20 protein-coding genes are annotated in these 26,363 nt (G+C 72.9%); 15 read left to right on the top strand and 5 right to left on the bottom strand.

The annotated features are described in order from the left end of the window. Window positions 1–41: 41 nt before the first annotated feature. Window positions 42–512, bottom strand: a complete 471-nt coding sequence (locus tag ACIHAD_RS02640; RefSeq protein WP_397352572.1) for a hypothetical protein — start codon at window positions 510–512, stop codon at window positions 42–44. A gap of 99 nt (window positions 513–611) precedes the next feature. Here ACIHAD_RS02640 and ACIHAD_RS02635 point away from each other — a divergent pair, with 99 nt between their 5' ends. The 3 genes from ACIHAD_RS02635 to ACIHAD_RS02625 all read left to right on the top strand — a co-directional run bounded on the left by ACIHAD_RS02635 (window position 612) and on the right by ACIHAD_RS02625 (window position 2,771). Next, on the top strand, window positions 612–1,580 hold the full coding sequence (locus tag ACIHAD_RS02635; RefSeq protein WP_397352571.1) for a GlxA family transcriptional regulator: 969 nt from the start codon (window positions 612–614) through the stop codon (window positions 1,578–1,580). 83 nt (window positions 1,581–1,663) lie between these two features. Then, window positions 1,664–2,248 carry a lipoprotein gene (locus ACIHAD_RS02630; RefSeq protein WP_397352570.1) on the top strand — a complete coding sequence of 195 codons (585 nt, stop codon included), beginning with the start codon at window positions 1,664–1,666 and terminating at the stop codon, window positions 2,246–2,248. After that, window positions 2,232–2,771 carry an OmpA family protein gene (locus ACIHAD_RS02625; RefSeq protein ID WP_397352569.1) on the top strand — a complete coding sequence of 180 codons (540 nt, stop codon included), beginning with the start codon at window positions 2,232–2,234 and terminating at the stop codon, window positions 2,769–2,771. Before ACIHAD_RS02630 ends, ACIHAD_RS02625 begins: the two co-directional genes overlap by 17 nt. Window positions 2,772–2,848: 77 nt before the next feature. On the opposite strand, the gene ACIHAD_RS02620 is transcribed toward ACIHAD_RS02625, so the two are convergent. Then, window positions 2,849–3,928 (bottom strand): S1C family serine protease, encoded by a 1,080-nt coding sequence (locus ACIHAD_RS02620; protein WP_397352568.1) that lies wholly within the window; start codon window positions 3,926–3,928, stop codon window positions 2,849–2,851. Window positions 3,929–3,947: 19 nt separating this feature from the next. After that, window positions 3,948–5,378 (bottom strand): AMP-binding protein, encoded by a 1,431-nt coding sequence (locus ACIHAD_RS02615; protein ID WP_397352567.1) that lies wholly within the window; start codon window positions 5,376–5,378, stop codon window positions 3,948–3,950. A 590-nt stretch (window positions 5,379–5,968) separates the two neighbouring features. Here ACIHAD_RS02615 and ACIHAD_RS02610 point away from each other — a divergent pair. The 8 genes from ACIHAD_RS02610 (at window position 5,969) to ACIHAD_RS02575 (ending at window position 19,219) form a co-directional block, all read left to right on the top strand. After that, a complete protein-coding gene (locus ACIHAD_RS02610; protein ID WP_397352566.1) occupies window positions 5,969–6,808 on the top strand; it encodes a hypothetical protein in 840 nt (279 codons plus the stop codon). 70 nt (window positions 6,809–6,878) lie between these two features. Then, window positions 6,879–9,056, top strand: a complete 2,178-nt coding sequence (locus tag ACIHAD_RS02605) for an acyl-CoA dehydrogenase (RefSeq protein ID WP_397352565.1) — start codon at window positions 6,879–6,881, stop codon at window positions 9,054–9,056. Between the two features lie 77 nt (window positions 9,057–9,133). After that, window positions 9,134–10,699 carry a hypothetical protein gene (locus tag ACIHAD_RS02600; RefSeq protein ID WP_397352564.1) on the top strand — a complete coding sequence of 522 codons (1,566 nt, stop codon included), beginning with the start codon at window positions 9,134–9,136 and terminating at the stop codon, window positions 10,697–10,699. A 124-nt stretch (window positions 10,700–10,823) separates the two neighbouring features. Next, window positions 10,824–10,955, top strand: coding sequence for a hypothetical protein (locus ACIHAD_RS02595; protein ID WP_260477562.1), 132 nt, complete (start codon window positions 10,824–10,826; stop codon window positions 10,953–10,955). Window positions 10,956–11,038: 83 nt separating this feature from the next. Continuing rightward, the gene (locus ACIHAD_RS02590) at window positions 11,039–12,262 is read left to right on the top strand and encodes a glycosyltransferase family 4 protein (RefSeq protein WP_397352563.1); all 1,224 of its coding nucleotides are present in this window, start codon (window positions 11,039–11,041) and stop codon (window positions 12,260–12,262) included. Beyond that, the gene (locus ACIHAD_RS02585; protein WP_397352562.1) at window positions 12,259–16,410 is read left to right on the top strand and encodes an alpha-(1->3)-arabinofuranosyltransferase family protein; all 4,152 of its coding nucleotides are present in this window, start codon (window positions 12,259–12,261) and stop codon (window positions 16,408–16,410) included. The genes ACIHAD_RS02590 and ACIHAD_RS02585 overlap by 4 nt, the downstream gene beginning before the upstream one ends. Then, window positions 16,407–18,245, top strand: coding sequence for a hypothetical protein (locus ACIHAD_RS02580; RefSeq protein ID WP_397352561.1), 1,839 nt, complete (start codon window positions 16,407–16,409; stop codon window positions 18,243–18,245). Before ACIHAD_RS02585 ends, ACIHAD_RS02580 begins: the two co-directional genes overlap by 4 nt. Further along, window positions 18,242–19,219 (top strand): DUF3068 domain-containing protein, encoded by a 978-nt coding sequence (locus tag ACIHAD_RS02575; RefSeq protein ID WP_397352560.1) that lies wholly within the window; start codon window positions 18,242–18,244, stop codon window positions 19,217–19,219. Before ACIHAD_RS02580 ends, ACIHAD_RS02575 begins: the two co-directional genes overlap by 4 nt. Here ACIHAD_RS02575 and ACIHAD_RS02570 read toward each other — a convergent pair. Continuing rightward, window positions 19,160–19,933, bottom strand: coding sequence for a class I SAM-dependent methyltransferase (locus ACIHAD_RS02570; RefSeq protein WP_397352559.1), 774 nt, complete (start codon window positions 19,931–19,933; stop codon window positions 19,160–19,162). The two genes, ACIHAD_RS02575 and ACIHAD_RS02570, sit on opposite strands and share 60 nt — an antisense overlap. Here ACIHAD_RS02570 and ACIHAD_RS02565 point away from each other — a divergent pair. Continuing rightward, window positions 19,932–21,755: an ArnT family glycosyltransferase gene (locus tag ACIHAD_RS02565; protein ID WP_397352557.1), complete on the top strand. Its 1,824-nt coding sequence runs from the start codon at window positions 19,932–19,934 to the stop codon at window positions 21,753–21,755. The genes ACIHAD_RS02570 and ACIHAD_RS02565 overlap by 2 nt on opposite strands. Here ACIHAD_RS02565 and ACIHAD_RS02560 read toward each other — a convergent pair. Beyond that, window positions 21,698–22,945 (bottom strand): acyltransferase family protein, encoded by a 1,248-nt coding sequence (locus tag ACIHAD_RS02560; RefSeq protein ID WP_397352556.1) that lies wholly within the window; start codon window positions 22,943–22,945, stop codon window positions 21,698–21,700. The two genes, ACIHAD_RS02565 and ACIHAD_RS02560, sit on opposite strands and share 58 nt — an antisense overlap. Before the next feature lie 120 nt (window positions 22,946–23,065). Here ACIHAD_RS02560 and ACIHAD_RS02555 point away from each other — a divergent pair, with 120 nt between their 5' ends. From ACIHAD_RS02555 to ACIHAD_RS02545, 3 genes are read left to right on the top strand one after another with little or no spacing between them, the layout of a single operon-like run. Then, window positions 23,066–23,986: a DUF3068 domain-containing protein gene (locus tag ACIHAD_RS02555; protein ID WP_397352555.1), complete on the top strand. Its 921-nt coding sequence runs from the start codon at window positions 23,066–23,068 to the stop codon at window positions 23,984–23,986. Next, window positions 23,983–24,870 (top strand): decaprenyl-phosphate phosphoribosyltransferase, encoded by an 888-nt coding sequence (locus ACIHAD_RS02550; protein WP_397352554.1) that lies wholly within the window; start codon window positions 23,983–23,985, stop codon window positions 24,868–24,870. Before ACIHAD_RS02555 ends, ACIHAD_RS02550 begins: the two co-directional genes overlap by 4 nt. Further along, window positions 24,867–26,282: an FAD-binding protein gene (locus tag ACIHAD_RS02545; RefSeq protein ID WP_397352553.1), complete on the top strand. Its 1,416-nt coding sequence runs from the start codon at window positions 24,867–24,869 to the stop codon at window positions 26,280–26,282. Before ACIHAD_RS02550 ends, ACIHAD_RS02545 begins: the two co-directional genes overlap by 4 nt. The last annotated feature ends 81 nt before the right edge of the window (window positions 26,283–26,363 follow it).

The following is a 26,363-nucleotide window of genomic DNA, read 5'->3' as shown; positions in this document are numbered from 1 at the left end:
TCCTAGGGACTCCGGTCGGCGCGGAATCCTCCGCCACCGGGTCAGTGGGCGCAGCCGGCGTACTCGTCGAGGCGGCGCAGCATGGCGGCCAGCATGAGCGGGAACATCGCGACGTGCGCCACGAGCATCAGGACGCCCCCGTCGATGACACCGAGCCAGAGCAGCGGATAGAGCGGGACGATCGGGACGAACATCGCCGCGCACATCTCCAGCGTCGAAGGCCAGCGGTGGCCGCGGAAGCGCATCCAAGCGGCCATGCCCACCGACATGTCGACGGCCATGATCAGGTACGCGAGCTCCGGCGACTCCTCGTGGGAGACCGACAGGCCGACGGCCGACTGGAGGGCGCCGAGCGCGAACATGCCGGCGAACATGGCGACGATCATCTCCACGTAGTGCAGGGCGAACCTCGACCAGCGGCGTCCGGCCACGGAAGGCATCGAGGGCGTCGAGGGCGGCGAGGGGGTCGAGGGCGGCGAGGGGGTCGAGGGCGGCGGAGGTGTCGGTGTCATGCTCCGACTGTGGCCGGGCGGGGGCGCGCGGCGGAGGGGGCGAGGTCGTACATGTCCGGAAAGTTGGGTTCTTTGTCTTCCGGACCTACAGTCGTGGCCATGGAGTACCGGCGGGTCGTGGTCGTCGCCTACGAGGCGGCCGAGCTGCTCGACATCGCCTGCGTCACCTCGACGCTGGAGAACGCCAACTGGCACGGCGCCTCACCGTACTACCAGGTGCGGCTGGCCACCCCCGGCGGCCATCCCGTCACCACCGCCGGCGCGCTGGTCCTCCAGGCCCAGCTCGCGCTGGAGCGGATCACCGGGCCGCTCGACACGCTCATCGTCTCCGGCGGCATCGGTCACGTGGACGCCGCCGCGAACCCGCTGGTCGTCGGCCATGTCCGCAGGCTGGCACGGGAGAGCAGGCGGGTCGCCTCGGTGTGCACGGGCGCATACGTGCTGGCCGCCGCGGGGCTGCTCGACGGCCGGCGCGCCACCACCCACTGGCGGGAGGCGGCCGACCTGGCGGCCCGCTACCCGCGCGTCACCGTGGACCCCGCGCCGATCTTCGTCCGCGACGGCGAGGTGGCCACGTCCGCGGGGGTCACCGCCGCGCTCGACCTCACGCTCGCCCTGGTCGAGGAGGACAACGACGCCGACCTGGCCAGGACGGTGGCCCGCGGCATGGTCACCTACCTGCAACGGCCGGGGAACCAGGCGCAGATGAGCATGTTCGTCAGCCCTCCGGCGCCCGCCGACAGCCTGGTCAGGCGGACCGTCGAGCACATCTCCGCCAACCTGGCCGCCGACCTCACCGCGGCCACGCTGGCCGCCGCGGCGGGCGTCAGCGAACGCCACCTGACCCGGCTGTTCCTCCGGCATCTGGGGCAGACGCCGGGCAGGTTCGTGCGGCGGGCCCGTACCGAGGGGGCGGCGCACCTGCTGGCCTCGACCTCGTTGCCCATGTCCGCCATCGCCGCACGCTGCGGCTTCGGGACGGCCGAGACGCTGCGCCAGGCGTTCGTGGACCGGTACGGCATCCCGCCCTCCCGCTATCGGCTGACCCAGTCGTCCGCGGCCGGTTGATTACCTTTTTTCCGGTCCGAAATGAGTAATCCGGGCTAGTGTGTCTGACTTGGGTCTTTTCCGAGCATTAAGGTGATCTTCAGATGCGAAAGACGATCGTGCTGACCGGGGCGGCCGTCGTCCTGGCAGGGTGCGGCATGCTGCCGGGCGGGCAGCCGCAGAGCGCCGCGAAGGAGCCGGCGGCCACCACCGCCGCCAAGGAGACGGCGGCCGGCACCGCCCCCACAGCGCCGCAGAGCGCGCCGCCGCAGCAGGACGAGGTCATCGCCACCCGCGAGGCCAAGGTCGGCTCGGGCGACCAGTACGGCAAGGCACGCGTCGACATCACCGCGCTCAAGCGCCAGGGCAGAACCGTCACACTCAACTGGACGATCACCGCCACCGACGGCAAGGTCAACCTGCACAACGGCCTGGGCACCGCCACGCTCGACTACACGGTCGCCAACGTCTCCCTGATCGACCCGGTGAACGCCAAGCGCTACCGCGTCGCCCGCAACGGCACCGGCCCGGACGCCAAGTGCGTCTGCTCCGGCACCCAGGGCCAGTTCCTGGAGAGCGGGGAGGCCAGCACACTGTACGCGGTCTTCGCCGCGCCGCCGCCGGAGGTCACGAAGGTCAACGTCGAGATGCCGATGCTGGGTGTGCTCACCGATGTTCCGCTCTCTTAGCCTCACGCTGGCCCTCGTCCTGACGCCGGCGCCTTCCCCGGTCCCGGCCGACGCCACCGGCCCGGTCGAGGACCTGGTGCTGCCGGTCGAGGACATCCTCGGCGAGGTCGAGTCCATGGACGGCGCCGAGAGCGAGATCAAGCAGGGCCGCCAGGTGACGGTCGCGCTCACCAGCGACGTGCTGTTCGCGCTGGACAAGTGGCGGCTCACGCCCAAGGCCAGGAAGCGGCTGGCGGACGTGGCCGCCAAGGTCGAGGCGGAGGGGGCGGGCGGCGTCGTCCGGGTCGAGGGGCACACCGACGACCAGGGGAGCGACGCGTACAACCTGGTGTTGTCGCGGCGGCGCGCGCAGGCCGTGCGCGCGGCACTCGGGCCCGTGCTCGGCGGCGGGAACGTGACCCTCCAGGCCGCCGGTTACGGCGAGACGCGGCCCAAGCTGCCCAACCTGGTCGAGGGCAAGCCGGTGGAACGGAACCGGGCGAAGAACCGGCGCGTGGAGATCGTCTTCACGGCCCGCCAGTGACGGCCACGCGCGGGCGGGCCGTCACTCGGCCCTGAGCTCGCCGGGCCCGTCACTCGGCCCTGAGGCCGCCGGGCCCGTCACTCGGCCTTGAGTTCGCCGAGCGTCACCGTGACGGTCTGGGTGCCGCCGTTGGCCCGCAGGATCTCCACCTTGACCTGGTCGCCGGGTTTGTAGGCGGAGACCTCCTCCGCCAGCGCGGCCATGGTCGCGGTCTTCTTGCCGTTGATCGAGAGGATCACGTCACCGGACCGGATCCCGGCCTTCTCCGCGCCGCCGCCCTTCTCCACGCTCGCCACGCCCACGCCGCTCGGCTGCCCGGTGGCGCCGATGACCGTGCTGCCGCGGATGCCGAGCGCGGCCCGGTGGCTGTTGGTGACCTTGCCGCTCTTCACGATCTGGGCCGCGATGTCGGTGGCCGTGTTGCTCGGGATCGCGAACCCGATGCCGGGCGCGGCCCCGCCGCCGAGCTGGGGGTCGGTGGCGGCGAGCGTCGGGATGCCGATGACCTCGCCGGCCAGGTTGACCAGCGCGCCGCCGCTGTTGCCGGGGTTGATCGCGGCGGAGGTCTGGATCGCGCCGCTGATGGTGGCTCCGGGTGATTCGGGGTTCTGGGGCTCGCTGACGGTACGGCCGAGCGCCGAGACGATCCCGTTCGTGACGCTGCCCGACAGGCCCAGCGGATTGCCCATGGCCAGGACGATCTGGCCCACCCGCAGCTTGCCCGAGTCGCCGAACCTGGCCGGGCGCAGCCCGTCGGGCTGCTCCACCTTGATCACGGCCAGGTCGCCGGCGCCGAACGCCTTGACCAGCTTGGCCGGGCGGGGCGCGCCGCCGGTGGCGATCGTGACGTTCATCTCGGTCGCCTGGCCCACCACGTGCGCGTTGGTGACGATGTGACCCGCCGTGTCGTACACGATGCCGGAGCCCAGGCCCACCTTGGTGTTGATCTGCACGATCGACGGCAGGACATCCGTGATGACCCGCTCGTACGCGCTCTCCAGCGACTGCGGCGCGCTCCCCGGCGCCGCCTCCGAGGTGGGCGACGGCGAGCCCGGCGTGGTCGTGGCCGGCGAGACCGTCGACGTCGAGGTGGACGAGGACGGCCCGCAGGCGGTGAGCAGTGCGACGGCTGCCAGCCCCGCGACGATCTCCCTCATGGGGAGGTCTCTGCCCAGCTCAGCGGGAAAGATACGCCTCCCGGACGTCGCGTCTGCTCAGTTTGCCGGTCGGGGTGCGCGGCAGCGACTCCCGGTACTCGATCAGCCGGGGGTGCTTCAGCCTGGCCAGCCGGGGCGCGCAGTGCCGCAGCAGTTCCTCGGTCAGCGCCTCGCCGCCCGCCACGCCCGGCGCGGGCTGGACCAGCGCCACGACCTTGTGCCCCCACTCGGGGTCCGGTACGCCGATCACCGCGACGTCGGCCACCGAGGGATGTTCGAGCAGCGCGGCCTCGATCTCGGCGGGGTAGATGTTGACGCCGCCCGAGATGATCAGGTCGGTCCTGCGGTCCAGCAGGAACAGGTAGCCGTCGGCGTCGAGGTAGCCGACGTCGCCCGGGGTGTAGGCGGCGCCGCGCATGGCCGAGGCGGTCTTGCCGGGGTCGCCGTGGTACTCGAAGCGGTTGATGCCGCCGATGTAGACCGTCCCGGGCTCGCCGGGGGCCACCTCGTGGCCGTCGTCGCCGATGATCGTGAAGGCCATCCCGTCGAGGGCCCTGCCCACCGTGCCCGGCCTCTCCAGCCACTCCCGGGACGACACCATGGTCGCCACCGCCGCCTCCGTCGAGCCGTAGTACTCCCACAGGACGGGACCGAGCCAGTCGATCATCGCCTGCTTGGTGGCGGGCGGGCAGGGGGCGGCGCCGTGGTAGAGGTGGGTGAGGGAGGACAGGTCGTACCTGTCCCGGTCCGGTACGGCGAGCAGCCGGTGGAACATCGTGGGCACCATGAACGCGTTCGTCACCCGGTGCCGCTCGATCAGCTCCAGGGCCTCGGCCGCGTCGAACCGTTCAGGGGCGACGATCGTGTGGCCGAACTGCAGCGCCATCATCGCCTGGCCGTAGGGGGCCGAGTGGTAGAGCTGCGAGCACACCAGGTGCACGCCGTCGGACGGCAGGCCGAAGTGCCGCCAGCTCTTGCGCATCAGGATGGGGTAGAGGTCCTCGGGCGTCAGGTCGAGCAGGCGGCGGCGCACGCCCTTGGGGCGGCCCGTGGTGCCGGAGGTGTAGAGCATCATCGAGCCGGCCCGGCGGTGCTCGGGGGCGGTGTCCGGGTGGCCGTCGGTCAGGTCGGCGACGGTGAGGGCGCCGGGGGAGACGACGACGTCGGCGCCGCAGTCGGCGATGATGTAGTCGATCTCCTCGGCCGTGAAGTGCCAGTTGACCGGCACCAGGTAGGCGCCGATCTGGTAGGTGGCCAGCATCATGGTGAGGGCGTCGAGCCCGTTCTTCAGCACGGTCACCACGGCGCCGCCAGGCCGGACGCCGCGCGCGACCAGGCCGTGGGAGGCGCGGTTGGCCCGGCCCAGCAGTTCGCCGTAGGTCGCGCCCTCGTCGCCCAGCAGGGCGGGACGGTCTGGATCGTCGGCTGCGATCTCGTAGAAACCCCTCATGTCCGCAGACCATACAGAATTAGATTCTGCTGGGGGAATAGAGGAATTATCCTCCTCTGCGGTGACGTAATCTCAAGGCCATGGCGGACGTCGGCGACGAGAGATCAGCACAGGACACCCAACCTTTCCGCAAGGTCGTCGTGCCGCCTGCCGAGCAAACGGTCAAGATCCCGCGCCCTCCTCGGCCGGGGGCGTCCCAGCCGGTCGGGCCCGCTCCTCAGCCGGCGTCCGGCCCCCAGGCCGCCCGCCCCGCCCCGCCTCGCACACCGCCCGGCCCGCCGTCCGTTCAGCCGCCCGTTCAGCCGCCCGCTCGGCCGGCTGCTCAGTCGCCGTCGGGCCCGCAGCCGCGCCCGTACCCGGGGCCCCCGTCGGGGCCTCAACCGCGCCCGCCGTCGGGGCCGCCGCCGGGTCCGCAGCCGCGCCCGCAGCCCCCGTCCGGGCCGCACTCTCACCCCGGGCCGCACCCTCCGTCGGGTCCGCTGGGACCGCTCGGCCCGCACGGTCGCCCGCCGCAGCCGCAACAGGGGGGAAACCGGCAGATCCAGGGTGGGAACCGGCAGGGGCAGGGGAGGTCGCCGCAGCATCAGCCCGTGCAGGTGTGGCCCCCAGGAGCGCCCAGGTCGCCCGAGCCGGGCCCCGGCGGTCCCGTGACGCCGGTCGTCACCAAGCCGCACCAGCGCGGCATCGGGGACATCCCCATCCGCGTGGTGTACCTGGCGGGCGCCATCCTCGTCACCGTCGTGGCGGTGCTGCTGGTCTTCGTGGTGTTCTCCGGCGACGTGCCCACGCGCGACGACTCCGCCGGGACGCCGGTCTCCGTCGCCCCCGTGCCGGCCGCGACCGCCACCCCGACCGCCTCGCCGACCCCCAGTGAGACGCCGGTCGTGCTGCCTCCGGTGCCGGAGAGCAAGGCGTTCCCCACGCTGCCGGGCAAGGCGTCCGTGGTGAGCGGGATCATCTCCGACCGCACGAGCGGCATCAGCTACCCGCGTCTGGCCGCGCCCTGGGACGCCAAGTCGTTCGCGCCGTTCACCGTCGCCCAGCGCATCGGCAAGGTCGCGGTGCCGCACACCGTGATCGCCTCGGCCATGTTCCCCGGCGACGCCCCGGAGAAGAAGCCCTCCAAGGACGCCGACTACCGCGAGATGGCCACCCGCGCGGTCCGCTGGACCCTGCGTACGCAGTATCCGGCGGGCGCCACGCTGACCTCCTGGACCGGGTCCAGGAAGGTGCCGGTCGGCAAGGGCTGGTCGCTGGGTTACAAGGTCACGTACGTCTCGGGCGGCAAGACCGAGACCGCCCAGGCCATGGTGACGATCGTCGAGGTGGGCAAGACCAAGCCGGCGATGCTGATGGCCTCGATTCCCGAGAAGAACAAGGCGCGATGGGCTGATTTGAACACACTCGTCCAGCAGGTGCGGCCCCTCTAGGCCAGAAGCATGCTCTAGAATATGGTTCTGGGCATCAGGCGTGGACTTTGACCTGGCTGGAGGATGAGCAATGGCGATCGGATTGAGCGAGGAGCACGAGGCGCTCCGCGACTCGGTGAGTGGCTGGGCCGAGCGGAACATCCCCTCGGAGCTGCTGCGATCCGGGTCGGACGAGCGTCCGCCCTTCTGGCCGGGCCTGGCCGAGCAGGGGCTGCTCGGCCTGCACCTGCCCGAGGAGTCCGGCGGCTCGGGCTACGGGCTGCTTGAGGCGGCCGTCGCCGTCGAGGCGCTGGCCGAGAAGCTGGCCCCCGGCCCGTACGTGCCGACCGTGCTGGCGAGCGCGGTCATCCACGCCAGCAAGCGGCACGACCTGCTCGAAGCCCTCGCCGACGGCACGCTGACGGGCGCCGTCGCGCTGTCCGGCTCGCTCACCGGCGCCCGCGCCGACGACGGCTCGCTGGTCGTCTCCGGGACGGCCGACCCGGTGCTCGCCGGTTCGCTGGCCGACGTGCTGGTGCTGCCGGTGACCACGTCCGAGGGCGAGGAGTGGATCGCCGTCGACGCCGCCGCCGTCACCGTCACGCCGGTCACGTCGCTCGACCTGACCCGGCCGGTGGCCAAGGTGGAGCTGTCGGAGGTGAGCGTGCCCGCCGAGCGCGTGCTCGACGGCGTGGAGAGCCCCGACGTGCTCAACCTGGCCGCGATCCTGCTCGGCGCCGAGGCCGCCGGGCTGGCCTCCTGGTGCGTCACGGCCGCCGCCGCCTACGCCAAGGTACGCGAGCAGTTCGGCCGCCCGATCGGCCAGTTCCAGGGCATCAAGCACAAGATCTCCCGCATGCTCGTCGCCCTTGAGCAGGCCCGCGCCACCGTCTGGGACGCCACCAGGGCCGAGGGCCGCGAGCTGGAGTACGCCGCCGCCGTCGCCGGTGTGATGGCCCCCGACGCGGCCGTCCAGTGCGCCAAGGACGCGATCCAGACGTTCGGCGGCATCGGCTACACCTACGAGCACGACGTGCACCTCTACTACCGGCGCGCCCTCACCCTGCGCGCGCTGCTCGGCCCGTCGGCCGAGTGGGCCGCCTCCGTGACCGCGCTCGCCCTCCAGGGCGTCGGCCGCGAGATGGAGATCGACCTGCCCGAGGGGGCCGAGGAGCTGCGGGAGGGCATCCGCGCCGAGATCGCGGAGATCGCCCGGCTTGAGGGCCAGGAGCAGAAGCGGGCGCTCGCCGAGCGCGGGTTCGTCATGCCGCACCTGCCCAGGCCGTGGGGCCGCGCGGCCAAGCCGCTGGAGCAGGTGCTCATCGCCCAGGAGCTCAAGGCCGCCAAGGTCAGGCTGCCCGCGATGATCATCGGCGCCTGGGTGGTGCCGTCCATCGCCGTGTACGGCACGCCCGAGCAGCAGGAACGTTTCCTGCCCAAGACGCTCAGCGGCGAGATGATCTGGTGCCAGCTCTTCTCCGAGCCGGGCGCCGGGTCCGACCTGGCCTCGCTGCAGATGAAGGCGGAGCAGGTCGAGGGCGGCTGGCGGCTCAACGGCCAGAAGATCTGGACGTCGGTCGCCCATGTGGCCGAATGGGGCATCTGCATCGCCCGCAACTCCTCCGAGGGCACCAAGCACGAGGGCATCACGTACTTCCTGGTGGACATGAAGGCCCCCGGCGTCACGGTCAGGCCGCTCACCGAGATGACCGGCGAGAACCTGTTCAACGAGGTCTTCCTCGACGACGTCTTCGTCCCGGACGACCTGGTCGTGGGCGAGGTCGGCGACGGCTGGAAGGTCGCCCGCAACACGCTGTCCAACGAGCGCGTCTCGCTCTCGTCCGGATCGGGCGGCACCGGCGCGTCCGTGCCCGACCTGCTCGGGCTGATCGGGCGGCTCGGGCGCGAGCTCACGCCGGCCGAGGATCAGGAGGTGGCCGGGGTCGTGTGCGAAGGGCACTCGATCAACGCGCTGTCGCTGCGGGTCACGCTCAAGCAGCTCGCCGGGACCGAGCCGGGCGCCGACGCGTCCGTACGGAAGCTGCTGTCCACCTCGCACGCCCAGCACGTCTCCGAGACGGCCGTCGGCCTGCTCGGCGCCAAGGCCGTGGTGGCCGCCGACATGAAGCTCGGCGACGCCGGCTACTGGAACCGGGCGGTGCTCGCGACCAGGGCCATGACCATCTACGGCGGCACCACCGAGGTGCAGCTCAACATCATCGGTGAGCGCATGCTCGGCCTGCCCCGGGACCCCGAGCCGGGCAAGTAACACATGTGAGGCATCGGCGGCTACTCTCCCTTGTGCCCGGATTGTCGGTCCTGGCGCGAGGGAGAGGCGGTGTCACGGTGCGCGAAGCCCGTGCGGGCCGCTGGGGGCCCGCGGCGCTGGGACTCGGGCTGGCGGTGCTGGCGCTCGGGCCGGCGCTGGGGTGGGGGCTGGTGCTCCGGTACGACCTGCTCTTCGTGCCCGATCCGCCGCTGTGGCCCGACCGCGGCGGGTTCCCCCGGGCGGTGCCCAGCGACCTGGTCGTGGCGCTGTTGTCCAGGGCGCTGCCTGTGGAGATCGTGCAGAAGGCGGCCCTGGTCGCGGTGTTCGTGCTGGCCGCGAGCGGGGCGGCGGCGCTGGTGCCGGGGGAGCGCGGGCTCGCCCGGTTCGTGGCCGCCGCGTTCTACGCCTGGAACATCTACCTCGCCCAGCGGCTCATGCTCGGACAGTGGGCCCTGCTCCTGGGCGTGGCGGGGCTGCCGTGGGCCATCCGCGCGCTCACTCGGGAGACCCGCGGCGATGGCCCGCCGGAGTCCCTTCGCCCGGCTCCCCGGTCGCGGGAGGTGCTTCGGGCGGGGTTCGTGCGGTGCGGGCGGCTGGGGGTGGCGTTGCTGCCGGCGGCGGTCGGCGGGTTCCAGGCGATGCTCGTCTCCTGGCTGGTCCTGATGCCGATCGCCGTCGCCCGGCGCAGGGTGCCGGTCGCCGCCGGGGTGCTGGTCGCGTACAGCCTGCCGTGGGCGGTGCCCGCGCTCGGCTCGGGCGCCGTGACGGACCCGGCGGGGGCGGACGCGTTCGCGGCCCGCGCCGACGGGCCCTTCGGCGTGCTGGGCAGCCTGCTCTCGCTCGGCGGCATCTGGAACGCCGAGGCCGGGCTGCCGGGCCAGGAGTCGTGGTGGACGGCCACCGCGCGCCTCCTCCTGGTCCTCGCCGGCCTGTACGGCTACGCCCGCCTCCGCCAGGCCCCTGTACGGCCCGCCTGGTGGGGCGGACTGGCGGTGGCGGCGGCGGCCGGGTTCTGCGTCGCCGGACTGGGCGCGTTCCAGGCCGGACGGGAGGCGCTCAAATGGCTCATCGCCCTGTGGCCGGGGTTCGGGCCGCTGCGCGACGGCCAGGTCTACCTGGCTCCGCTGGCCCTGCTGACGGCGGTCGGCCTGGCCTCGGTCCTGAGGTCGGGGGCGCCCGCGCTGGTCGGGGTGCTGGCCCCGGTGCTGGCCCTGCCGACGTTCGCGCTGGGCGCGTTCGGACGGCTGGAGGCGGTGACGTACCCGGCGGAGTGGACGGCGGTCAGGCGCATCGTGGACGGCGACCCCGCGCCGGGGGCGCTGGTGTCGCTGCCCTGGGGCGCCCACCGGGCCTTCGCCTGGAACGGCGGGCGGGTGGTGCTCGACCCCGCGACCAAATTGTTCCGGCGCCGGGTGCTCTGGGACGACACGCTGCTCGTCGGGCTGCCCAGCGGCGGCCGGCTGCGGGTGCGCGGCGAGGACCCGCTGAACCGCCGCGCCGGCGACCTGCTGGCCGCCCACGCCTACGGCGAGCTGCCCGCCAGATACCTCCTCATGGCCGCGGGCGAGAACGGGTTCCCGTCCGCGCCGCCCGGTTGGCGAACGGTCTTCGACGGCGAAGAGCTGCGCTTGCTGCGGCGTTGACCGGCTGTTTCATGATGTACCGGAGGGTAACTTGCTTTATCACGGTTTGACCAATGTTATGGATTCAAGACGAAACACGTTCTAGTCTCGGCACACCGCGTCACCGGAAGGAAGGGAGTGCTTCGTGTTGCGACTTCTCGTGGCCCTGGCAATAGGAGCCCTGCTGGCGGTCGGAGCCTCCGTCGCGGTGGTCAATGTGGCCTCACCCTCGCTCACCCCACCCAACCAGCCGCTCTACAACTACGGCACCAGGTGATCCATCCCGCTTGACGCGGGGCCATGCACCAGCGAGCACGGAGTGTGGCTCCGCCATGCCCGCATGCCCGCCGACGAGGAGTGATGGTGGTCTTTACCGGTGAGCGCAAGGCGGACACGGCACGGCTGATCGAGCCGCAGGCGAGCGACAGGACGGCGGACGAGCGGCCACTCGCGGGCGTCCGCGTGGCGATGCTCAACTTCCGCGAACCCCGGCAGTCCACGGCAGGCGGCGCCGAGGAGTACGCCTGGCAGGTCAGCCGGTTCCTGCTGACCCAGGGGGCCTCGGTCGTGTTCCTGACCGGCCGCCAGCGCGGGCAGCGCCGCGCCGAGGTGCTCGACGGCGTCGACCTGCGCAGGATGGGCAACCCGTACCTCGTCTATCTGCTGGTCCCGCTCTGGCTGCTGGTCCACCGGCGGCGCGTGGACGTCGTCATCGACACCATGAACGGCATCCCCTTCTTCTCCCCGCTCGTCGTACGCCGCCGCACGCCCGTGATCAGCCTCGTGCACCACGTCCACGACCGGCAGTTCCACGCCTTCCTGCCCGCCTGGCTGGCCCGGATCGGCTGCTTCGTGGAGGGCGAGGTGGCCCGGCTGGTCTACCGGCGCTGCCTGACGATCACCGTCTCGGAGTCGTCGAGCCGCGACCTGGCCGCCAAGTTGCGCTGGCTGGCGCCGGTCGCCGTCGTGCCCAACGGCTGCGCCGAGCCCGCGTGGGCCGAGCCGCCGGCCGCCGCGGGCGACCCCGCCCTCGTGTACGCCGGCCGCCTGATCGGCCACAAGCGCATCGAGCGCGTCGTGGACCTGGCCGCCGAGCTCGGCGACGCCTGGCCCGGCCTGCGGGTGCACGTCGTGGGCCGCGGCCCCGAGCGCGACGCCCTGGCCGCGCGCGTCGCCGACCAGGGCCTGGACGGGCGGGTCGAGCTGCACGGCTTCCTGCCCGAGGCCCGCAAGAACGCCCTGCTGGCCGCGGCGCGGCTCAACGTGACGGCCTCGGAGTTCGAGGGCTGGGGGCTGACCGTGATCGAGGCCGCCGCGCTCGGCGTGCCGACCGTGGCCTACGACGTGTCCGGGCTGCGCGACTCCGTACGGGACGGCGTCACCGGGTGGCTCGTACGGGACGGGGAGAGCCTGGCCGAGGTGACCGGCCGCGCGCTGGAGGAGCTGGCCGACCCGCGGCGGCGGGCGGAGGTGGCCGCGGCCTGCCGCGCCTGGGCCAGGGAATTTACGTGGGCCCGAACTGGGGCTAGCATGACCGGACTTATCCTGGCGAAACTCCAAGATTGCGGCGGAGCCCCTCAGTGACCCAAGCCTCGCCTGGACCCCCGGGGGAACGCGGGGACTCCACCGTCGAGAGCATCGTCGAGAGCTACGAGGCCCGGATCAGACACAGGCTGCGGCTGCTCGCCTCCTGTCTCCTGCTCGGTGCCATCGCGTTCAACACCTCGACCGAGAAGATCATCCCCGAGACGAAGCTCGACATGGCGGTCAACCCGCTGGGCTTCCTCGGCCGGGCGCTGCACCTGTGGGACGGCGCCTACTTCGGCCACCTGCAGAACCAGGCGTACGGCTACCTGTTCCCGATGGGCCCGTTCTACGCGATCTTCCTCAAGCTGGGCATGGAGTCGTGGACCGTCCAGCGGTTGTGGATGTCGCTCGTGCTGTGCGTGGCCTTCCTCGGCGTGATCCAGCTCGCCCGCGCGCTCGGCGTCGGCGGCCCGCACACCCGCGTCCTGGCCGGCTTCGTGTACGCGCTCGCGCCGCACGCCCAGGCGCTGATCGGCATCAACTCCTCGGAGTTCCTGCCCAGCGCCGTGCTGCCGTGGATCCTGCTCCCGCTGGTCAAGGGGGCCAAGGGCGAGCTGACGCCGCGCCGGTCGGCCGCGTTGTCGGCGTTCGCCTTCCTGTTCTGCGGCGGCGTCAACGCGGTGGCCGAGGCGGCCGTGCTCGTGGTCCCGATGGTGTACCTGCTGACCAGGCGCGGCGGGCCGGTCAAACGCCGCCTGATCGCCTGGTGGCTGCCGCTGGTGGCGCTCGCCTCGTTGTGGTGGGCCGTCCCGCTGCTCACGCTCGGCGGCTACATCTTCTCCTTCCTGCCCTACATCGAGACCGCCACCGCGACGACCGGCGTGACGTCGCTGGTCAACGCCCTGCGCGGGACGTCGAGCTGGCTCAGCTTCCTGACCGTGGACGGCCAGACCTGGCTGCCCGACGCCCACCAGCAGTCCACCGTCCCGTGGCTGATCGTGGTCACCGCCGCTGTGGCCGCGCTCGGCCTGGCGGGGCTCACCCTGCGCCGGCTGCCCGAGCGGCCGTTCCTGCTGATCAGCCTGCTGTGCGGGATCGCGATCATCACGACCGGCCATCCGGGCACGCCGCACGAGCAGTTCATGGTCGGGCTGCTCGACGGCCCGCTCGCCGCCTTCCGCAACCTGCACAAGTTCGACGCGCTGATCCGGCTGCCCGTCGCGCTCGGCTTGGCGGGGCTGCTCCCGCTCGCGCGCCCGCGCCTGCGCACGCCCCTGACCGTGCTGGCCGCCGGGCTCGTGGCCCTGTCGGGCCTGCCCATCCTGTACGCCGGCCTCGCCCCCGCCGGCGGTTTCACCGCCATCCCCGACTACTGGCGGCAGGCCGTCACCTGGCTCAACCGCAACGCCGGCGACGGCATGGTGCTGGCCGTGCCGGGCGCCAAACGCGGCGAGTACCTCTGGGGCCGTCCCCTGGACGAGCCGTTGCAGGCGCTCTCGCGGGCCCGCTGGTCCACGCACACGATCGTGCCGTGGGGCTCGGCCGGCATCTCGCGGCTGATGGCCGCCGTGGACGACCGCCTGGCCACCGGCAGGGGCTCGCCGGGGCTGGCCGCCACCTTGCGCCGGATGGGGGTGTCGTACCTGGTCGTCAGGAACGACCTGGACCGGGCGACGATCGGCACGGCCTGGCCGGTCCGGGTGCACCAGGCGCTGGAGGACTCGCCCGGCGTCTCGCTGGTGGCCCAGATGGGACCGGGCGTCGGCATCGCCCAGTACGGCAGGGCCGCCGCCTGGCTGGACCAGCCCTACCCCGCCGTCGAGATCTACCGCGTGGCCCGGGCCGCGCCGCTGGTCGGCACCGTGGACGCCACCCGCCCGCTGCGCGTCGGCGGCGCGCCGGAGTCCGTGCTCTCCCTGGCCGAGCAGGGCCTCCTGGACGACGACCGCCCCGTCCTGCTCAACGACGACGCGGGCGTGGTCAAGGTGCCCGCGCACGACACGATCCTGACCGACACGCTGCGCCGCAGGGAGGTCGCCTTCGCCGACCTGCGCCGCAACGCCAGCGCCACGCTCACCGCCGACGAGCCCCTGCGCGGCAGCTCGCCCTCCAACGACCTGCTCGACCCCGGCTGGGCGCGGTACGTGTCCACGGCGGGCCTCACCGGCGTCGCGGGCGTCACCGCCTCCAGCTCCGAGGCCGACGTCGGGGCCGCCCCCAACAGCCGCGAGCCCGCTCACCAGCCCTTCGCCGCCCTGGACGGCGACCGGCGCACGAGCTGGCGCTCCACCGGCTGGAACGGCGCCGTGGGCGAGTGGCTGGAGGTGACCTTCGCCGACCCGATGACGATCCCCACGATCCAGGTGGCGTTCGAGAACTCGCCGATCGGCCCGCCGACCAGCGAGGTCGTCGTGGAGACCGGCGCCGGCTCGCTGCGCCAGAAGGTGCGCGCGACCGCCGACCCGCAGGAGCTGGCCGTGCCGAAGGGGCCGGTCGAGCGGCTGCGCGTCAAGGTCGTCGCCACCGCGTACGACCCGGCCACCCGCCTCGGCGGCCGGGTCGGCATCACCGAGCTCACCATCCCCGGCGTCCACCCCGGACGGTCGATCGTGGTGCCCGACCCGCGCGAGGACACCGGTGAGCCGGCCACGATCGCGGTCGCCAGGACCGGCGACGTGCCCGGCTGCGTCAGGGGCTCGGCCGCCTGGAGCTGTGCCAAGGGCCACGAGGTGCTGGGCGACGACGGCAACGGCTTCGACCGCGCCTTCGTCACCGGCAAGGACGGCGCGTACGGCATCTCGGGCCGCACCACGGTCACCGACCGTGCCACGATCGAACGCCTCAGCACCCTGCCCGGCGACTCCCTGAGCGTGCACGCCTCCTCCACCTCGGTGGACAGCGGCGCGGCGGGCGGGCACTGGGCCTTCGACGGCGACCCGAAGACGGCCTGGTTCGCCGACCCGCTCGACCCCAGGCCCACCCTGACCGTCGAGCTGGCCCGCGAGACGAAGCTGTCGCAGATCCGCGTCATCACGCCCGACTCCTACCTCGGCGCCCCTCCCGTCCGGGTCACGATCCGGGCGGAGGGCGGCGTCCGGCAGAGCTGGGTCGGCACGGACGGGCTGATCCGCTTCCCGGAGATGAAGGCCAGGAAGGTCGCGCTGGAGTTCGGGGCGTCGGGCGGCCGGCCCATCGAGATCAGCGACGTGGCCTTCCCCGGCGTACGGCCGCTCGGCGCGCTGACCGGCTTCAGGCTCACGCTGCCGTGCGGCTTCGGGCCGACGCTCACCATCGACGGCAACGAGGTGCACACCGCCATCACCGGCGGCACCCTGCACGACGTGGTCACCGGCCGGCCGGTGACCTTCGAGACCTGCGAGCGGCTGCAGCTCGTGGCCGGTCCGACCAGGCTGTCGGTGCGGCCGGGGGAGTCGTACCGGGTCGAGTCGGCCGTCGTGCGGCACGAGCCGGGCAGCCCGGCGGCCGGGCCCACCGTCATGCGGCGGACGCCGGTCACCAAGTGGGCGGCCGGCGAGCGGGTCGTCCGGGTCGGCGTCCGGGACGACTCCTACCTGGTGGTCAACGAGAACTTCAACGCCGGCTGGAAGGCCACGCTGGGGGCCGCGGCGCTCAAGCCGGTCCGGCTGGACGGCTGGCGGCAGGCGTGGTTCCTGCCCGCGTTCACGGCCGGGACGGTGACGCTCACGTACGAGCCGGACGAGCCGTACCGGGCGGGGCTCGCGGCGGGCGGGGCGCTGGCGCTGCTCGTCGCCGGGCTGGCCCTGGTGGGGAGGGGCAGGCCGGGACGCCATCTCGCGCCCGTCCTGGCCGCCCGGCCGCGCGTCCGGCACGTCGCGGTCCTCGCCGTGGCGCTCGGCTACTGGGTGGGCGGGCCGGCGGGCGCGGGCGTGGCCGGGGTGGCGTTCGTGCTGGGCGCCTGGTCGCGTCCGCTGCGCGAGGCCGAGCACCTGCGCGGGCGGCGGCGCTGGACCCTGCTGCTCGGGCCGCCCGGCGGGCTCGCACTCTACCTGGCCGTCACGGTCGCGACCGCGCTCGGCGCGGGCGGCCTGTGGGCGCAGCTGCTCTGCCTGCCGCTGCTCGGGCAGCTCCTCGTCGAGGTGGCGGCCAGGCGCGCGCCGGTGAGGCAGACGACCGTACCGATCCCCGTCGCCGCAGGCGGCCCGACCATGACGAGTGTTCCGTGACCGACACGATCAAGCCGCGCCCGGGGACCGTCATCACGGTTCCGGGCCCGGTGGCGCGTGCCGCCCGCCGGATCCGCCGCCACGGCGTCCTGCTGGCCGGGCTCGTGCTCATCGCCGCCGCGATGGCGGGCAAGGCGGCCGTCGTCCAGGAGGCGTACTTCAAGGAGGACGACTACGAGTTCGTGGCCAGGGCGATGGAGAGCGACCTGTCCTTCGACTACCTGACCCGGATCCACTTCGGCCAGTTCATGCCGGGCGGCTTCCTGCTGGCCTGGCTGGTCTCCCGGTTGCACCCCTTCGACTGGGGGTGGGCGGCCGGCACGGTGCTGGCCCTGCACGCCGTGGCCGCCCTGGCCGTGCTGCGCATGCTGCGGGTGGTCTTCGGCCGGCGGCCGGCGACGCTCGTGCCGCTGCTGGTCTTCCTCCTCGCGCCGGTCACCGTGCCCGCGCTCGCCTGGTGGGCGGCCGGGCTCAACACCGTCTTCCTCCAGGTCGCGCTGCCCATGGCGGTCGCCTCCCACTGGCATCACCTACGGACGGGCAGGCTGCGGCACGCCGTGGCCGCGGCGCTGTGGGTGCTGGTCGGGCTGCTGGGCTTCGTCAAGGGGTTCGCGCTGCCGCTGCTGCTGTTCGCCCTCACCGCGATCTACCACGGCGGCCTGCGTGCCGCGCTGCGCCGCCACCTGACCGCCTGGGCCATGTACGTCACCGTGCTGGTGGCCTTCGGCGCGCTCTACGTCCAGCGGTCGTTGTCGACGCCGAACACCGGGGCGCTGCCCATCTTCGACCAGGCCCTGGGCTTCCTGTGGGAGCTGCTGGGCAAGACGTTCGCCACCACCGTGCTCGGCGGGCCGTGGCGGTGGCTCGCGGGCGGCGACTGGGGGGTGGCCTCGCCGCCGCTGCCGCTGGTGATCGCCTCCCTCGCCGTCCTCGCCGCGCTGGTGGTGATCACCGGCCGGTACCGCAGGCGGGCCCTCCTGGCCTGGGCCACGCTGCTGGGCTACCTGCTCGTCGCGGACGCGCTGCCCGTGTTGTGGGGACGCGTCCACCTGCTGGGCTCGTTCGTCGGCACCGACACCCGGTACGTCGCCGACGCCGTCCCGCTGCTCGCGCTGGTCGTGGGCCTGGTGCTGCTGCCGCTGCGCGGCGAGGAGGAGCCGTACCACAGGGCGCTGCCGGCGCGGGAGCGGGTGACGGGGGCGGCCGGCGCGATGCTCGGGCTGTTCGCGGGGGCGTCCCTGGTCACGGTGACGCTCTTCGCCGGGTACATGGGGGCCGAGCGGCGGCACGACTACATCGAGACCGCCCGCGCCGAGCTGGCCGGGGCGCCCCCCGACAGCGTGATCTACGACCGGCTGGTGCCGACCGAGGTGCTGCCGAACTCGTACCGGGCCTACAGCTTGACCTCGCGGGTGCTGGGGGCGCTGGCCACGCCCGCGCTCAGGGCCAGGATGCAGGCGCCGCCAGCCGCGCTCGACGGCCTGGTCTTCGACGACCAGGGCCGCCTGCGGCCGGTGGACGTGCAGGGCATCCCGCTCGTGCCCGCCACGAAGGACCGGTGCTGGCCGGTGACCGGGGGGACCGTCCAGGTGCCGCTGGACAACCGCGTCACCCGCGTCGAGGGCACCCTGGTCAGGCTGGGGTACGCGGCCCGTGCCGACACGACGGTCACCCTGTGGATGGGCGACCGCGCCACCGACATGAAGCTGCGCGCGGGCTTCGGCAAGGTCTTCCTGCTCGCCGCGCCGGGGGCCGACCGGATCGTCGTGCACGACGTGCCGCCCGGCCTGTGCCTGGGCGACGTGACGCCAGGACAGGCGGTGCCCCGGCCGTGACCACCCTGAGCCGCGGGAGCCTCGCGCTGGTGCTGGCCGCCGTGGGGGCCTTCCTGCTGACGCTCATCCCCCTGACCCGCCTGTACGTCTACGACCAGGTGCTCAAGGCCCCCCTGGAACAGCAGAGCATGACCAGGGCGACCGCGGAGTCCGCCACGTACGTGGACCCGGCGACCATGCGGCAGACGACCGGCGACCTGGTCCAGACCCGGTGGCTGATCGGCGACGTGCTGGCCGGCGACGACGACCGGGCGGTGTGGGGCGAGTCGGTCTCCCTGGCCACCCGCGACGGCCACCGCCTGGACTACCACGAGCGCCGCCTGGCCTTCGACCGGCGTACCGGCGAGATCGTGAACTGCTGCGGCGAGTACCTGGACGAGGACGTCTCCATCCGGCAGACCGGGCAGGCCTTCCGCTGGCCCTTCAACGCGGAACGCCGCGACTACCCCCTGTTCGACCTGCGCCTGCGCCGCCCGGTCACGGCCGTCTTCGACGGGGTCGAGCAGGTTCGCGGCGTCGAGACCTACCGCTACGTCCAGCGCGCGCCGCGACAGCTCGTGCCGGGCGAGACGCCGCCGCTGCCGCGACACCTGCTCGGCCTGTCCGGCAAGGGCGACGTCGGCCTCGGCCGCTACGCCGAGATCCGGCGCACGTACTGGGTCGAACCGGTCAGCGGCCTGCCCGTCAGGACGCTGGAGGAGGTGACCGAGACGCTGGTCACCGCGGACGGCCGGGGCCGTTTGACCGCCCTCGACGCGGACTTCCGCACCTCGGAGCCGGACGTCGCCGCGACCCTGGCGACGGCGGCGGCCTACAAGCGATGGATCCTGCTGCTCGGCACGGTGGCGCCGATCGGCGGCGGCCTGCTCGGCGTGGGCTGCGTGGTGGCCGCCCTGTGGTTGTCGCGGCGGCGCTCACCTGCGGCGCAGGACGAGGAGCAGGTTCCAGGTGACCAGCTCGCGGATGCCAGGTAGGTGGACGACGTGCCTGGCCCAGCGTGGATGGTACCGGGGGAGCGCGTCGAGGATCTCCACGTCGCGCCGCCCGCGCGCCCAGGCCAGCGGCTTGGCCACGCCGATGGCGTACATGCTCTCGCCGTAGACGTTCTTGGGGGGCCTGCCGTGGGTGCGGGCGTAGCGGCGGGCGGCGTAGTGGCCGCCGAGGTAGTGCCAGGGGGAGGTCTCGTGGCCGCCCCAGGGCGAGAACCAGATCGTGTACGACAGGTACACCACACCGCCCGGACGGGTCACCCGGACCATCTCGTCGGCCATCCGCAGCGGGTCGGGGACGTGCTCCAGCACGTTGGAGGAGAAGCACACGTCCACCGAGCCGGTGGCGAGCGGCAGGTCGAGCGCGCTGCCGAGGACGGCGTCGCGGGGCGGCACGCCGTCGCGCAGGCGCATCTCACCGGCGTCGCAGTCGACGCACAGAGGCCGGGCCCCGACCGCGCGCAGGGCGTCGGCGAAGTAGCCGGGGCCGCCCCCGATGTCGGCCACGGTCGCGCCGGCCAGGTCGGTGTAGGTCGCGAGCTGGGCCACCGTGTCCCTGGCCAGGGTGCCGTAGAAGAAGTCGGGGTCGCTCTGCTCCAGGCGGAAGGCGCGCAGCAAACGGACGGATCTGCCGAGATCCGCTCGGAACGGTTCGGTGTCCACGGCGCGGAGCTTACTGCAGTGGAGGGATACGTCCATGGCTGAAGACCTCAAGCGAGCCGAGCCCTTCCAGATCACGATCCCGGCGGTGCGCACCGGGCCGGTCATCGGCGTGGGCATGCTGATCATCGTGGTCTCGCTGGTGTTCCGGGCGAGCCTGCTCAGCAGGGCCTACTTCGTCGAGGACGACTTCCTCTTCGTGGCCGGGGCCGGCGACAGCGGGCCGACCTGGGAGTACCTGATGAGGGTGCACAAGGGGCACCTCATGCCGGGCGCGCTCGGCCTGGTGTGGCTGCTCACGTCGGTCGCGCCGTACAGCTGGGCGCTGGTGTCGTTCGTGACCGTCGCGATCCAGGGGGCGGCCTCGGTCATGTTCCTGGTGCTGCTGCGGCGGCTGTTCGGCGACCGGGCGGCGGTGCTCGCCGCGCTGACCGTCTACGCCTTCGCGCCGCTCACCGTGCCCGCCATGAGCTGGTGGTCGGCCGCGCTCAACGCCGTGCCGCTGCAGCTCGCGCTGATCGCGGCGCTGGCCGCGCACGTCAGGTACGTCCGCGAGGGCAAGGGCCGCTGGCGGGCCCTGGCCTGGACGGCCGTCGGGATGGCCTTCTCCACCAAGGGGGTGTTCATCCCCTTCGTGGTGCTCGGGGTCGCCGGCGCCTACCTCGGCCGGGGCCTGTGGGCCCGCGCCCTGCTCGCCGAGCTGCGCAGGCCCGTCTGGTGGGCGCACGGCCTGCTGCTGGCCGGGTACGCCCTGCTCTACTGGCTGCGCCGCGACACCGCCGGGGCCGACGCGCTGACCGGCCCGAAGGCCGAGGTGGTCCCCGGGCTGCTGCGCAGGCTGCTGGGCGAGACCTTCCCCACCGGGGCCGTCGGCGGCCCGCTGCGCTGGGGCGGGGTCACCTCGACCGGCGGGCTGGCCGACCCGGCCCCGGTGACCGTGGTCGTGGCGTGGGCGGTGCTCGCGGCGCTGGTCGTGGTCACCTGCGTGTACCGCAGGCGGGCCTGGCGGGCCTGGGCGATCCTGGCGGCCTACGTGGTGGTCGCCGACGCGGTGCCCACCGTGATCGCGCGGGCCACCGCCTGGGACCTGGTCGGCGCCGAGACCCGGTACGTCGCCGACGCCGCCGTGCTGTTCGCGCTCTGCCTGGCGCTGGCCGTCATGCCGGTGGAGGACGAGCCCGACGTCGTCCGCAGGCCGGTGCCAACGAGCACGCCGGCCGCCGGTGCCGGGCTGACCGCCGTGTTCCTCGTCGTGTCGCTGATCTCGATCAACACCTTCGGCGACACGCTCACCGGCGACCGGGTCAGGACGTACCTGGACAACGCCAGGACCTCACTGGCCGCGGCGGCGGGGGGCGCCGACATCTACGCCCGTCCCGTGCCGCCGGAGATCGTCCTGCCGTGGAACGGGGAGCGCCGGATGACCTCGTACGTGCTGGCGCCGCTGGTCGACGCGGAGACCAGGGAGCGCATGCGCGACCCGCGGCCGTCGTCGGAGCCGTACGTGCTGGACGACACGGGCAGGCTCGTCCTGGTGGGGCGGGTGGCGCCGTTCTTCGACGCGGTCAAGGGGCGCAAGTGTTACCCGGCGGGCAAGGTGTTCCCCGTCGAGTCCTTCGGCGGGCCCGGCGTGGTGGTGGCCATGTCGTACGTCAGCCCGCAGCCCGTGCAGGTCGTGGTGGAGGTCGGCGAGGCGCAGCGGGCGGCCACGCTGCCCGCCACCGGCGCCATGGGCGCGCTGTTCTACGTGCCGCACGACGGGCCCGGCAAGGGCATGCGGATCATCGCGGCCGGGGCGCAGGGTCAGGCGTTCTGCCTCAGGGCGGTGGCCTTCGGCGAGCCGGGTCCGGCGGCGCGCTGAGGCACCAGGCGGACGAGCCGCCTGGCGGGCTCCTCGACGTAGCGGTGGGTGAGCCCGGCCAAGGTGACGGTGATGGCGGTGACGGCGACCAGGTTGAGCAGGAGGTTGCCGGTCCACGGCTTCTGTCCGGTGAAGTCGTACCAGAGGTAGAGGATGACGAACTGCCACAGGAAGACGCCGTAGGAGATCTGGCCCAGGTAGCTCATCACCCGGCCGCCGAGCAGCTCGCGCACCCGCGTGGACCGTCCGGGCTCCAGCGCGGCCGGGGCGACCAGGCAGAAGGCGACGAGCGTGTAGAGGCCCTGCTCGTAGAACGCGGTCCAGATGCTGCCCAGGCCGACCGCGCGCGGCCCGGTGACCGGCGTCGAGGCGATGAGGTACGCCAGGCCCGCGATGACCCACAGCGTGCCCCAGGAGGAGGCCAGCGCGGCGCTCAGCCGCCGCACGCGGCCGTCCTCGGCCCTGGCCCAGACGGTCAGCACGGCCAGCGCCATGCCGGGCACGAAGAACGTCCAGGAGCGCGGCAGCCACACGTTCATCCAGGGCCGGTAGTCCGGGAAGTACTCGAAGACCGTGTACGCGTAGGACAGCGCGCCGAAGGCGGCCAGGCCGGCGAGCAGCCGCCGGCCCCTGGTCCGCAGGTCGGGGTCGCCGCGCAGGGCGAACCTGCGCAGGACCGCCGCCATCAGCGGGAGCGTCAGGTAGAAGGTCAGCTCGACCGCGAGGCTCCACATCTGGCCCAGCCCCTTGGGGCCGAGGCCGTACCACCAGGGGGTGATGTCGTAGGTGTGCACGAGGAACAACATCTGCGCCCACGTCCAGGGGTCGGCCCGGTGCGCGTCGCCCCACAACAACAGCGCCACGGCGACCACCAGCCAGTACGCCGGCATGATCCGGAAGAAGCGCTTCCACAGGTAGCGGCGGGTGTCCGGGGCCCGGTCGCCGAGCAGCACCTGCGCCGCCCACGGCCGGTACAGCAGCAGGCCGGAGAGCGTGAAGAAGATCGGCACGCCGATCTCGCCCCGGGACAGCACGCCGCCCAGGAACCCCGGGTCCAGCGCCGTCCCCGCCTCCATGGACACGTGGAAGAGCAGGACGGCGAAGGCGGCCACGGCGCGCACGCCGTCGAGCGAGGTCTGGTGTCCTGAGACCACCGGAACCCCGCCCGAAGTAGAACCTGTTTCGGTCACGTTTCCGCATCCCTGGTGACGTCGGTCACTCGTCGCAATAACATACCGGCGAGTAGGTAGTTCGTTTCAGTACTTAACCACCCAAACAGGCGTCCGTGCACCTGCACACATGGAGGGTCCATGAACCGGGTCGTCGTTGGCAGCGTCCTCATCGCCGTCGGGGCATTCCTCATCGTTCTGGCTCCCCTGGTTCGCCTCCAGGTCGCGCCCGCCTTCATGGCCGCCAAAGGCGACCAGTACAGCAAAAGCGAGCTGCACGCCACGGGCGCCCAGTACTTCAGCATCCCCGACGGCAAGGTGCTGACCGCCGACCTCGACATCATCGTGACCACCCGCGGTGACGTGAAGGAGGCCAACGACGACCGCGTCGTCTGGGACGAGTTCACCGCCGTCAACGACGTCACCAACAGCAAGCCGGGCATCAACTTCAGCGAGCGGCGCAGCGCCTTCGACAAGCGCTCCGGCGTCGGGCTCAACTGCTGCGGCGTCAGCATCGACAAGGCCCCGGTGCAGCTCCAGGGCCAGATCTACAAATTCCCGTTCGACGTGGAGAAGAAGACCTACCTGGTGTTCAACGCCAGCGCGGGCAAGGCGTTCGACGCCAGGTTCGTCGGCGAGGAGCAGGTGAACGGGCTCGCCACGTACAAGTTCGAGCAGACCGTCCCCGAGACCAGGACCCAGACCCTGAACGCGCCCGCCGCCTGGTTCGGCATGGGCACCTCGGGCGACGTGCAGCTGAACCGGTTCTACTCCGGCAGCGTCACCTACTGGATCGAGCCCACCACCGGCGCGCCCGTCAAGCAGGAGCAGGTGCGCAACGAGGTGCTCAAGAGCCAGGACGGCATCGAGCGCTCCAAGGCGTTCGTGGCCACCGCCAAGATGACCGACGACACGGTCAAGGGCCTGGTCGACAGCGCCGCCGCGGGCAGGAGCCAGATCAACCTGATCAGGACCACGCTGCCGATCGTGCTCGGCGTGGTCGGGGTCGTCCTGCTCCTGGGCGGCCTGCTGCTCTCCCTGCGCGGCCGCCGGTCCGCATGAGCCAGGGCGTGGTCGCCCGGCCCTGGTCGCCCGCGCCCGCGCTGGCCCTGGTCAGGGCCGCCCGGCCGCGCCAATGGCTGAAGAACCTGCTCGTCCTGGCCGCCCCCATGGCGGCCGGGGTGCTCGGGCAGCCTCACCGGCTCCTCCCGGCGCTGCTCGTCCTGGCCGCCTTCTGCCTGGCCGCCAGCGGCTCCTACCTGCTGAACGACGCCTCCGACGTGGAGGCGGACCGGCTGCACCCGCGCAAGCGCCGCCGGGCCGTGGCCTCCGGCGCGGTGTCGGTGCGCACGGCGCGGGTGGCGGGGGTCGTCCTGCTGGTCCTCGGGCCCGGGGTCGCCGCGCTCACCGGCGGCTGGGAGTCGCCCGCGGTCGTCGCCGGGTACGTCGCCCTGACCCTGGCCTACACGACGTGGCTCAAGCACCAGGAGGTCGTGGACCTCATCGCGGTCGCCGGATGCCACGTGATCAGGGCCTACGCCGGGGCCGTCGCCGTCGGCGTGCCGGTGACCGGCTGGTTCCTCGTGGTCGTCTCGCTGGCCGCGCTGCAGCTCGTGGCCGGGAAGCGCGAGGCCGAGCTGCGCACGCGTGGCGTGTCCGGGACGCGGGCCACGCTCGCCGCGTACCCGGCCGCGTACCTGACGCAGGTGCGGATCATGGCGTCCGGGGCGATGATCGTCACGTACTGCCTATGGGCGCTGAACGCGCACGAGAACGTGTTCTACGGGCTTAGCATCGTCCCGTTCCTGCTCCTGGTGCTCCGGCACAACCTGCTCGTCGAGCGGGGCGGCGGGGAGGAGCCCGAGGAACTGGTGATCCGCGACCGGCCCACGCTCGTCTTCGCCGCAGCGCTGGTCGTCCTGGTGGGGCTGGGGATCTACGCATGAGCACGTTCCTCACCGGCTGGGGGCGCACCTCGCCCACCCCCGCCGTCCTGCGCCGCCCCCGCTCCCTGGCCGAGCTGCGCGACCTGGTCCTGGCCGCGCCGGGCCGCGGGGTCGTCGCCCGCGGGCTCGGCCGTTCGTACGGCGACGCCGCCCAGAACGCCGGCGGCCTCGTCCTGGACTGCACCGGCCTGGACGCCTGGAGCTTCGACGAGCACGCCGGCGTCGTGACCGCGGCGGGCGGGGTCAGCCTGCACGAGCTGATGACGGCGCTCGTGCCCCGGGGCTGGTTCGTGCCCGTGAGCCCCGGGACCAGGCACGTCACGGTCGGCGGGGCCGTCGCGGCGGACGTGCACGGCAAGAACCACCACCGCGACTCCTCCTTCGGCGCGCACGTCCGCTCGCTCACGCTGGTGACCGCCGACGGCGCCGCCAGGGTGCTGCGTCCCGGTGATCCGCTCTTCCTGGCGACCGTCGGCGGCATGGGGCTGACCGGGGTGGTGGCCGAGGCGACGTTCGGCTGCGTGCCCGTGGAGACGTCCCGGATGCGGGTGGACGTATGGCGCACCGCCGACCTGGACGAGACCCTCGACGTCATGGCCCGCACCGACGACCGCTACCGCTACACGGTGGCCTGGATCGACCTGCTCGCGCGGGGTCGCCGGATGGGCCGCAGCGTCCTGACCAGGGGCGATCACGCGCCGCGCGACGCGGAGAAACCCTTGTCGGCCTTCGCGCCCGGCGGGCGGGGCCCTCTGGCCGTCGCGCGCGGCGGCGAGGAGGACGCGCTGGCCGTCGCTCACGGCGGCGAGGAGGACGCTTTGGCGTTCGCGCCGCGCGCGCGGCTGCACGCGCCGCCGTGGGTGCCGGACGGGCTGCTCAACGGGCTCAGCGTGCGCGCTTTCAACGAGCTCTGGTACCGAAGGGCGCCCCGGAGCGCGACCGTCACGCAGGGCATCGCGCCGTTCTTCCACCCGCTCGACTTCGTCGAGGGCTGGAACCGCATGTACGGCTCGCGCGGCTTCGTGCAGTACCAGTTCGTCGTGCCGTTCGGCGCGGAGGAGGCGCTGCGCGGCATCGTGGGGTCGTTGTCGGCGCGCGGGACGGTGTCGTTCCTGACGGTGCTCAAGCGGTTCGGTCCCGGTTCGGGAGGGTTGCTGTCCTTCCCGGTGCCCGGCTGGACCCTGGCCCTGGACATCCCGGTCGGTCAGCGTGGCCTGAGCGGGCTCCTGCGCGGCTTCGACGAGCGCGTCGCGCAGGCCGGGGGACGGGTGTACCTGGCCAAGGACGCGCGGCTGCGCGCGGACATGATGGCGGCGATGTACCCCGAACTGGAACGATGGCGGAGCATCAGGGACGAGGCCGACCCGGAGGGCCTGTTCCGCTCGGACCTGTCCAGGAGACTACGACTGTGACCACCGCTTCGCGCTCGACGGCCACCCCCGGAATCCGGCGGGCCGCCACCTTGAGGGCCGTCGCTTCGATTCGGAGGGTGG

Source organism: Nonomuraea sp. NPDC052265, from assembly GCF_044547985.1.
Taxonomy (GTDB): domain Bacteria; phylum Actinomycetota; class Actinomycetes; order Streptosporangiales; family Streptosporangiaceae; genus Nonomuraea.
The sequence above is the reverse complement of the archived record's forward strand: the minus strand, read 5'-3'. Positions and strand labels throughout refer to the sequence as shown.

Coding starts and splice junctions, on each gene's coding strand:
- ACIHAD_RS02640 (WP_397352572.1), bottom strand. CDS start 512: ATGACACCGACACCTCCGCCGCCCTCGACCCCCTCGCCGCCCTCGACC.
- ACIHAD_RS02635 (WP_397352571.1), top strand. CDS start 612: ATGGAGTACCGGCGGGTCGTGGTCGTCGCCTACGAGGCGGCCGAGCTG.
- ACIHAD_RS02630 (WP_397352570.1), top strand. CDS start 1,664: ATGCGAAAGACGATCGTGCTGACCGGGGCGGCCGTCGTCCTGGCAGGG.
- ACIHAD_RS02625 (WP_397352569.1), top strand. CDS start 2,232: ATGTTCCGCTCTCTTAGCCTCACGCTGGCCCTCGTCCTGACGCCGGCG.
- ACIHAD_RS02620 (WP_397352568.1), bottom strand. CDS start 3,928: ATGAGGGAGATCGTCGCGGGGCTGGCAGCCGTCGCACTGCTCACCGCC.
- ACIHAD_RS02615 (WP_397352567.1), bottom strand. CDS start 5,378: ATGAGGGGTTTCTACGAGATCGCAGCCGACGATCCAGACCGTCCCGCC.
- ACIHAD_RS02605 (WP_397352565.1), top strand. CDS start 6,879: ATGGCGATCGGATTGAGCGAGGAGCACGAGGCGCTCCGCGACTCGGTG.
- ACIHAD_RS02590 (WP_397352563.1), top strand. CDS start 11,039: ATGGTGGTCTTTACCGGTGAGCGCAAGGCGGACACGGCACGGCTGATC.
- ACIHAD_RS02565 (WP_397352557.1), top strand. CDS start 19,932: ATGGCTGAAGACCTCAAGCGAGCCGAGCCCTTCCAGATCACGATCCCG.
- ACIHAD_RS02570 (WP_397352559.1), bottom strand. CDS start 19,933: ATGGACGTATCCCTCCACTGCAGTAAGCTCCGCGCCGTGGACACCGAA.
- ACIHAD_RS02555 (WP_397352555.1), top strand. CDS start 23,066: ATGAACCGGGTCGTCGTTGGCAGCGTCCTCATCGCCGTCGGGGCATTC.
- ACIHAD_RS02550 (WP_397352554.1), top strand. CDS start 23,983: ATGAGCCAGGGCGTGGTCGCCCGGCCCTGGTCGCCCGCGCCCGCGCTG.
- ACIHAD_RS02545 (WP_397352553.1), top strand. CDS start 24,867: ATGAGCACGTTCCTCACCGGCTGGGGGCGCACCTCGCCCACCCCCGCC.